Origin of the sequence: Pannonibacter carbonis (genome assembly GCF_003012935.1) — a bacterium.
Classification (GTDB): Bacteria; Pseudomonadota; Alphaproteobacteria; order Rhizobiales; family Stappiaceae; genus Pannonibacter; species Pannonibacter carbonis.
On the sequence record NZ_PUDR01000010.1, the window covers coordinates 195,479 to 203,961 of the forward strand.

Consider the following 8,483-nt stretch of genomic DNA (forward strand, 5'->3'; position numbering starts at 1 on the left):
CGACATGAAGACCCCGCGTGCCTTCTACGCCCCGCTTGCCATCGGCGCCCCTGCCCCCTTTCGCGACCTGCCGGTGCGTCTTGAGCGGATGATCCACTTCGTTCCACCGCATATCGAAAAGATGCGGGCCAAGGTGCCTGATCTCATTGCGCAAGTCGACGTGGTCCTCGGCAATCTCGAGGATGCCATCCCGGCCGATGCCAAGGTCGCTGCCCGCCATGGCTTCATCGAGATGGCAAAGGCCAATGACTTCGGCAAGACCGGGCTGTGGACCCGGGTCAACTGCCTCAACAGCCCGTGGTTTCTCGATGACCTCCTTGAAATCATCCCGGCCGTTGGCGACAAGCTCGACGTGGTGATGCTGCCCAAGGTCGAGGGGCCCTGGGACATCCACTATCTGGACCAGTTGCTGGCCCAGCTTGAGGCAAGGGCAGGACTGAGCCGCCCGATCCTGATCCACGCCATTCTTGAAACCGCCGAGGGCGTCAAGAATGTCGAGGCCATCGCCACCGCTTCGCCGCGCATGCATGGCATGAGCCTTGGTCCGGCCGACCTTGCCGCCTCGCGCGGCATGAAGACGACGCGCGTCGGCGGCGGCCATCCGGACTATGCCGTTCTGGCCGACGCTGGCCACGACGGCGCGCCGCGCTCGGCCTACCAGCAGGACCTCTGGCACTATACGGTCGCCAAGATGGTCGATGCCTGCCTCTCGGCCGGCCTGAAGCCGTTCTACGGTCCATTCGGCGACTTCTCGGATCCGGCGGCCTGCGAAGCGCAGTTCCGCAATGCCTTCCTGATGGGCTGCCTTGGGGCCTGGTCCCTGCATCCCACCCAGATCGAGATCGCCAAACAGGTGTTCTCGCCTGATCCGGCGGAAGTGGCCTTTGCCCGCAAGATCCTCGACGCCATGCCGGATGGATCGGGTGCGGTGATGATCGATCGCAAGATGCAGGACGACGCGACCTGGAAACAGGCGAAGGTGATTGTCGACCTTGCGCGGGTTGTCGCATCGCGCGACCCTCGGCTTGCCGAGGTTTACGGTCTTTAGACAGTTGAGTAGTATCGTGTAAAACGTCGTAAGGTACCGGGTATCAGCCGCAACCCTCGAACGGGAGCAGCGACGGTGCCGCGACCCTGTGCACGGTGACTGTCATGCGTACTGCAAAATTCAAGATCGGACAGGTCGTTCGCCACCGGGTTTACCCCTTTCGCGGGGTGATTTTTGATGTCGATCCGACCTTTTCGAACACCGAGGAATGGTGGAACGCCATTCCCGAAGACGTCCGCCCCTCGCGCGACCAGCCCTATTACCATCTGCTGGCCGAGAACGCGGAAACGGAATATGTCGCCTATGTATCGGAACAGAACCTCGTTCCAGACATGACCGGCGAACCCTTGCGGCATCCGCAGCTGGACGAGATTTTCGCCGAAAACTCGGACGGATCCTACGTCCCGCGCTCGATCGGCATGCACTGAGCCCGGCATATGAGCCAGGCAACTGATCAACGGCCGTGTGTGGCAAACAAAAACGCCGCATCAATCGATGCGGCGTCAGACTGCTGACAAACCCTCTATCGTCATCCCGGGCGCAGCGCAGCGGAGACCAGGGACCGGAGAGCCAAGGTCTCTCCTAGGGTAACTCATTGAAAGATAGAGACCCCGGCTCTCCGGTCCCGGCTCGGCGCTTCGCTTGGCCGGGATGACTTCGGTGAGGTCGAGGTTTGTCATCAAGCTCACGCCGCATCAATCGATGCGGCGTTTGGCATTTTCACAGCATGGAAGCTGAAGATCAGTTGCCCGTGGCGGACTGCTGCTTCTCGATCAGCTTCTGGCGCGCCTCATCAGCGCGGCGCTGCAATTCGTTCTGCAGCTGCTCCTGCTTCTTCTCGATCTCGGCAACATCCATCGGCGCGCCGTCATAGACCTTGGTGAAGCCGGCAAGCGTCAGTTCCAGCGGAACCGGCTTGGCCTGCTGATTCAGTGTGGTCAGGACCAGCTTGGTGCCCTTCTTCAGCTGGCCGACGAAAGCATCATCGATCACCAGTTCGGAATAGCAGGCGTTGGGGAAGCAGATGCCGTACTTGGCTTCCGTCTGCTTGCCGGCATCGACCTGGACACGCAGGCCCGGCTGGATCAACATACCGGTCGGCACTGCGATCAGCAGGGTCTTGCGGGCTTCTCCGGCGATTTCACGCACGGCAACCGACGACAGGAACTGGCCGGTGGCGGTCCGCAGTTCCTGGGTGATGAGGCAGATTTCCTTGTTCACGTTCGGGTCGGTGTTACAGACCTTGACCCACGGGGACTCCTGCTCGGCCGTCTGGGCGTTCACGCCGGCCACAGACCCAAGCACGGCAAGCGCCGCGACCGCACAGCCCGCCATACCCTTCTTAAAAAAGCTCGTCATCAGAAACCATCCTCGATTGTGCGTTCGCTGTCCCAAGGGCCATTCTCGAACTCGTTGTCCGCGCAGCTGTATGCCGCAGCCCGGTCGTGACGGACGTTCAAGCCAAGCCCTTCTTAAGATCACCCGATGGCCGATGAATACGGCAACAGGGTGACCCGAAATGCGCGGGCCCATGTTTAACCACATCGCATGCGAATTTCCAGCACTGGAAAGCGCCAAAACAGCAGCAGCGCATGGGGCCTGTGTTAACATCCACGCTTGAGAATCAAGGAGGCTCCAGCGGGTCCATGCCAGATATGCTGCGAAATGCTCCGGCGTTATGCCGTTCCGTGACACGCCGCCAACTGCTTGCGACAGCTCTGCCGCCGCTGATGCTGTTGCCATTTGCCGCGACTTTGTTCTGCAATGCCTCGCTTGCCGATGTGCGTGACCCTGAGGTTCCGGCGGTGCATGCCATTTCCATGCATGGCGAGCCGGCGTTGCCGAGCGGGTTCAGCCATTTCTCCTATGCCAATCCAGCCGCGCCCAAGGGCGGAACCCTGACGCTGGGCGTCCAGGGAACGTTCGACAGTCTCAACTCCTTCATCGTGCAGGGCGGATTTACCAGTGCGCGCGGCATGAAGGAGCGGCAGTTCGGTGAGAACATCACCGAGAGCCTGATGATGCGCAACAATGGTGAGGCTTTCACGCTTTACGGTCACCTGGCCGAATTCGTGCGCATGCCGGACAGCCGGGAGTGGATCGAGTTCACCTTGAACCCGAAGGCCAGGTTCTCCGACGGAACCCCGTTCACCGTTGAAGACGTGATTTTCTCCCTTCAGATCATGCGCGACAAGGGCCGGCCGCCATTCCGCAACTGGTATGCCCAGATCACGAATTTCGAAGTGATGGGCGAGCGGACAGTCCGGATCTCCTTCAAGGATGGAACGAACCGCGAGTTGCCGCTCCTGATCGCATTGGCGCCGATGTTCTCGAAGGCGGCAACCGACGCGGAAAACTTTGACAAGTCGACGCTCAAGCCGCCGCTCGGGACCGGGCCATATGTCTTTGCGGAGATCGTGCCGGGCCGCCGCGTCGTGTACCGGCGCAACCCGGACTACTGGGCCAAGGATCTGCCGCAGAAACGCGGCTTTGACAATTTTGACGAGATTCGGGTCGAATATTTTCGGGACGAGACGTCCCTTGAGGAATCTTTCCGCAAGGGTCTGATCGATGTGCTTCCCTTCTCCAATCCGACACGCTGGGTCAACGGATTCGATTTCCCGGCGGCCAAGGACGGCAAGGTGATCCGCACCGAGATCATCAAGGGCACGCCCGCCAACATGCAAGGGATGGCATTCAACACCCGCCGCCCGGTCTTCGCCGACCGCAAGATGCGACAGGCGCTGTCGATGCTGTTCGATTTCGAATGGGTCAACCGCAACCTCTATTCAGATCTCTACAAGCGGACCGCCGGATATTGGGACAATTCAGAGCTGTCTTCCATCGGCCGTCCGGCCGATGCGCGGGAGCGGGAGTTGCTCGCCCCCTTCCCCGACGTTGTCCTGCCGGAGGTCCTCGAAGGCACCTGGAAGCCGGCGGCGACCGACGGCTCCGGACGCGATCGCGCGGTCCTGAAGGCGGCGCTGGATCTGATGCAGGAGGCCGGATACAGCCTCAAGGACCGGGTCCTGGTCGATGCGGCCGGCCAGCCGGTCACCCTCGAGATCATGACCAAGAACGAGGATGAGGAAAAGCTCGCCCTTGCCTATTCGCGCGGACTGGATCTCATCGGCATCAAGGCCGGCGTGCGCACGGTCGATCCGTCGCAGTTCGAAGAACGCCGCATCAAGTTCGACTTTGACATGGTGTTCTACACTTGGGCAGCATCCCTTTCGCCGGGCGGCGAGCAGGTTGGCCGCTGGTCGCAGAAGGCCGCCGATACGCCGGGCTCACTCAACATCACCGGGGCGAAGGAGCCGGCGATTGACGCCCTGATCGACGCCATGGTCGCCGCGCGCAGCCGCGAGGATTTCGTCTCTGCCGTGCGGGCTCTCGACCGGGTACTGGTCTCGGGTGCCTATGCCGTGCCGCTGTTCCATCCGCCGGCCGAATGGCTTGGCCAGTGGACCCGGATCGCCGCGCCCGCCACCTTCCCTATTTATGGCTACGAGTTCCCGACCTGGTGGTCGGTCAAACCCGGCAATTGATCCAGAGGATCACCCGATCATGATCACGACGCCAGCCGAAACCATCGAGCGCCACAGACTGAATCAGGTCTGGGGTCGCGTGACCCTGGATGGGCTGTTCCGCAAGGTGGCCGAGACCAATCCGGATCGCGTGGCTCTGGTTGATGCACCGGACAGGGCCGAGTGGACCGGCGGCGCACCGCGCAGCTTGACCTATGCCGAAGCTGAAGCAGAGATCGACCGGCTGGCCGGTTTCTTCGCCGCTGTCGGCCTTGCAACCGATCATGTGATCGGGTTGCACGCGCCCAACACGGTTGACGCTGTCATTGCCTTTCTGGCTTCCCTGAGGGCTGGCCTGATCGCCTGTCCGCTGCCCCTGCACTGGCGGCAGAAGGATGTGCTGGATGCCATGAACCGGCTCGGTGCCAAGGGACTGGTGGCAGCCGACCGGCTGGAAACACGGGACACCGGCTTTGCCGCCCGCGACGTTGCGGCCGAACTGTTCAGCCTGCGCTTTGTCTTCGGCCTCGGCAAGGATGTACCGGACGGATTGATCGACCTTGGCCCTATGCTGGCCGAAATGGGTGATGGCCTAACAGCGCCCGAACTCAACCGGACCGAGGCTGCCGAGCATACCGCGACGATCACCTGGTCCCGCAACCGCCTTGCAGCCACGCCCGTGACCCGCAGCCACAACCAGTGGATTGCCGCCGGTTTCATGCCTTATCTCGAAACTCGTCTTGAGGATGGCGCGCAGATCATCGTGCCCTATGCCCTCAGCGGGCTGACAGGTCTTGGCGCCGGCCTGGTGCCCTGGCTTCTGTCAAATGGCACGTTGCATCTGCACCATCCCACTGCGCTGGCTCGCCTCGCCGCTCATGCTGACGAGGTCCAGGCAGATTACGTCCTGTTGCCCGGTCCACTTGCCGAGGCCCTTGATGCCAGGCTGGCCCGAAAGAGCACCACGCTGGTTGCCTGCTGGAGCATTTCGGCGCCGCAGGCGGCTACCTTCGTGCCACGGCACACACTGGTCGACCTGCATGTTGCCGATGAGTATGCCATGGTCGCACGGCTGCGCGGCAAGTCGGCCCGGATCCTGCCGGTCGCAACCGGTCAGATTTCTGCGCCCTCAGGCAACGACAGCGGGCCGCATCTGCTCGAGATCAAGGTCGACGATCCGGAGGATGGCAGGCCTGCGCAGCTTCTCGTCCGAGGCCCGATGGTTCCAGACCGAGGATGGAAATCCGGCGGAGGAGCCGACGAGGGACCTGCAACCGACAAGGCCGGATTTCTTCGCACAGGCATTTCGCTTCGGTTGACCGAGGGTGGGCTGGCGGGTTTCGGCATCCCGGGTGAACATGCCCCCGGCGTCGGAGATCTTGCGGGCATCGACCAGATCTTCGCCTCCTATCCGGAAGTCAGCGATGCAGCGGCCTTCCTGGTGGAGGATCCGATTCTGGGCGCGCGGCTCTATGCGGCCCTGGTCGCCAAGCCTGGAACGGCACCGGACGGGAAGGCCTTCTTCGCCTTTCTCGACACCGAACGGGTCGACCTTGCCAAGATCCCGACCCGAGTTCTGATGCTGTCTGCCCTGCCGCGCAATGACGATGGCAGCGTCGACCGTGCCCGTCTTGCCATGCGCGTCCAGCGGCTCGCCCAACAGGTGGCCTGAGCGATGAATGGACCGGACCGGGAGGGCGACAGCGCCCTGGTATGGCAGGGACCGATCTGGCGTCTCGGTGGACCGAAGGGTGCATCCGTTCCCGGATGGCCCGACGATGTTGACCTGGGCAGTTCGGCAGCGAATGCCAACCGGCTGCCAGCGGCCGTTCTGCTGTATCTGGACGATCCGTCCACTCGCTTCAGCCTGGCCATGGCGCTTGCAGATATCGGGCGCTTGAAGGCCGAAGTTCCGGTCATCGCCCTTACCCGGTCCGACACGGTCCTTCCTGATCCCCTGCCCCGCAGCCATGCCCTGATCGATGCCGGGATTCCTGCAGATGCGCTGTTCCGGATGATCTGCGCGCTGCAACGGGCGATCCTGCGCAATGAGGAAGCCCGGCTGCGGCGACTGGTGTTTGGCCGTGTGCCTCGCTTTGGAGCTGCGCCGCATCACACGGGCGGCTCGGGTCTTCTGGTGATCGGCCTCGGCCAACGCTTTCTTGATCTCTTCGACGCCCGGGCCCGCAACGTGACGCTTGTCGGCGCCCTGACAACGGATATGGGCGAAACCTATCTCGGCCAACGTGCCTTCGATGCGGTCATCCTGGACACACCGGCGGATGATGCCGTTGATACGATCGACCGGCTCAGGCGGGATGCGCGCTTCGTCCGTGTTCCTATTCTGGTGATGTCGACAGACCAGCGCGACCTTGAACCGTTGTTCCGGGCCGGCGCCAATGATGTGTTGTCAGGCGACCTGGGCAAACGGCAGCTTGCCGCACGCCTGGCTGCCGCTATCCGTCTCGGCCGCCGCCGCAGGCTTGCCGACCGCGTTCTTGCCGAAAGCCGAGTGTGGCTGCTGCAGGAAGCTGGGCGTGGTGGCTTGCCACTCGAAAAATACGACCGCTATCTGACCGGATGCCGGGCACTGTGCGATCCAAGGGGCTTGGGGCTCAGCGAACTGCATCTGATGCCGAGGGTCGAGATCACCCCGCTGCCCGTTGCGTCCTTGTCTGGCGACATGACCGGGGCCATCCTGTCGATTGCCGATGCGACAAGCCGCGAGGAAGACCTGGTCTGCGCAGTGCGCGGGCTCGGGCCGGTTGCCGTGCTCAAGGGTGACCAGGGAGCCTCCCTGCTGCAGCATCGGATTTCAGCCATCCTGGGACAGACCGCGCTTTGACTGCGGCCAGGTACGCCGGTCTTGCTCCTGCACCTCTCGGTAACTAGTCTTCGGCAAAATCACCCGCAGGTCCGCAATGATGGACCCGGCCGCCGCCAAACCTGCTTTCACGAGGAGCCCTGCATGTCTGAACTCAAGCCCCTCGTGGTGGATGTCATCTCCGATGTGATGTGCCCTTGGTGCTATATCGGCAAGAAGCGGCTCGAGAAGGCGATCAAGTCGGTTCCTGGCATTGCCGTCGATGTACGCTGGCACCCCTATCAGCTTGACCCGACCTTGCCGCCCGAAGGCAAGGACCGGGCGTCCTATCTCAATGAGAAATTTGGCGGCGCAGAGCGGGCGGAGGCTGCCTATGAGCGCGTGCGTCAGGCTGGTCGTGAGGAGGGCATCCCCTTTGCCTTTGAAAAGATCGAAGTCTCGCCGAACACGCTGGATGCGCATCGCCTGATCCTCTGGTCCCGCTCTGATGATCTGCAGGATGAAGTTGTAGAGCTCCTGTTCAAGGCCTATTTCGTAGAAGGGCGCAATCTGGCAAAGCCCGAGACCCTCGTCGAAATTTCCGCCAAGGCCGGCATGCAGTCGGATCTCGTCGAGCAATTGTTCGAGACGGACTCTGACCTTGCCAAGCTGAAGCGCCAGATCGAACAGGCCAGTGAAATGGGCGTGACCGGCGTGCCATTCTTCATCATTGACGGCCGCTTCGCGCTCGCCGGCGCCGAGGACCCGGCCACCATCGCCGCAGCCCTGCAGCATGCCGAGGCGACCCGGACCGAAGAGGATGCGGTTGCAGACGCGTGAGCCTCAGAGCGGCTGATCGCACAGAAAAGTGCACGGACACCTGAAGATATCAACCTCCCAGCACATCTCTCCGACGTCTCCGCCGGAAACGGACTACGGAGCTCCGTGACCTCGGATGCGGTCATCCCCGCCTTGTGCCACTGCTGTCCGGTTTAAGTTTCTGGACAAGGTGCATGACATTGATTCTACTCGTGTTCAGGCGTTTAGCGACGGTCTGGACACGGGCAGGAGGTCAATGTCATGCGTCATGAGAATAGCGTGTTTC

At 62.3% G+C, this 8,483-nt stretch carries 7 protein-coding genes; 6 read left to right on the forward strand and 1 reads right to left on the reverse strand.

The window, feature by feature from the left end:
• The first annotated feature begins 4 nt into the window (after positions 1-4).
• Both C8348_RS15355 and hspQ read left to right on the forward strand, forming a co-directional pair.
• Positions 5-1,048 carry an HpcH/HpaI aldolase/citrate lyase family protein gene (locus C8348_RS15355; RefSeq protein WP_106754235.1) on the forward strand — a complete coding sequence of 348 codons (1,044 nt, stop codon included), beginning with the start codon at positions 5-7 and terminating at the stop codon, positions 1,046-1,048.
• Positions 1,049-1,152: 104 nt separating this feature from the next.
• Positions 1,153-1,476, forward strand: a complete 324-nt coding sequence (gene hspQ, locus C8348_RS15360) for a heat shock protein HspQ (RefSeq protein WP_106754236.1) — start codon at positions 1,153-1,155, stop codon at positions 1,474-1,476.
• A gap of 313 nt (positions 1,477-1,789) precedes the next feature.
• Here the strand turns inward: hspQ and C8348_RS15365 are convergent, their stop codons facing one another.
• A complete protein-coding gene (locus C8348_RS15365) occupies positions 1,790-2,407 on the reverse strand; it encodes an invasion associated locus B family protein (RefSeq protein WP_106754237.1) in 618 nt (205 codons plus the stop codon).
• A 296-nt stretch (positions 2,408-2,703) separates the two neighbouring features.
• Here C8348_RS15365 and C8348_RS15370 point away from each other — a divergent pair, with 296 nt between their 5' ends.
• The 4 genes from C8348_RS15370 (at position 2,704) to C8348_RS15385 (ending at position 8,218) form a co-directional block, all read left to right on the forward strand.
• A complete protein-coding gene (locus C8348_RS15370) occupies positions 2,704-4,596 on the forward strand; it encodes an extracellular solute-binding protein (protein ID WP_198647082.1) in 1,893 nt (630 codons plus the stop codon).
• A 19-nt stretch (positions 4,597-4,615) separates the two neighbouring features.
• Positions 4,616-6,247, forward strand: a complete 1,632-nt coding sequence (locus C8348_RS15375; RefSeq protein ID WP_106754238.1) for an AMP-binding protein — start codon at positions 4,616-4,618, stop codon at positions 6,245-6,247.
• 3 nt (positions 6,248-6,250) lie between these two features.
• A complete protein-coding gene (locus tag C8348_RS15380; protein ID WP_106754239.1) occupies positions 6,251-7,420 on the forward strand; it encodes a PleD family two-component system response regulator in 1,170 nt (389 codons plus the stop codon).
• A 123-nt stretch (positions 7,421-7,543) separates the two neighbouring features.
• Positions 7,544-8,218 (forward strand): DsbA family oxidoreductase, encoded by a 675-nt coding sequence (locus C8348_RS15385; RefSeq protein WP_106754240.1) that lies wholly within the window; start codon positions 7,544-7,546, stop codon positions 8,216-8,218.
• Positions 8,219-8,483: the final 265 nt, after the last annotated feature.

Coding starts and splice junctions, on each gene's coding strand:
- C8348_RS15380 (WP_106754239.1), top strand. CDS start 6,251: ATGAATGGACCGGACCGGGAGGGCGACAGCGCCCTGGTATGGCAGGGA.
- C8348_RS15375 (WP_106754238.1), top strand. CDS start 4,616: ATGATCACGACGCCAGCCGAAACCATCGAGCGCCACAGACTGAATCAG.
- C8348_RS15355 (WP_106754235.1), top strand. CDS start 5: ATGAAGACCCCGCGTGCCTTCTACGCCCCGCTTGCCATCGGCGCCCCT.
- C8348_RS15385 (WP_106754240.1), top strand. CDS start 7,544: ATGTCTGAACTCAAGCCCCTCGTGGTGGATGTCATCTCCGATGTGATG.
- hspQ (WP_106754236.1), top strand. CDS start 1,153: ATGCGTACTGCAAAATTCAAGATCGGACAGGTCGTTCGCCACCGGGTT.
- C8348_RS15370 (WP_198647082.1), top strand. CDS start 2,704: ATGCTGCGAAATGCTCCGGCGTTATGCCGTTCCGTGACACGCCGCCAA.
- C8348_RS15365 (WP_106754237.1), bottom strand. CDS start 2,407: ATGACGAGCTTTTTTAAGAAGGGTATGGCGGGCTGTGCGGTCGCGGCG.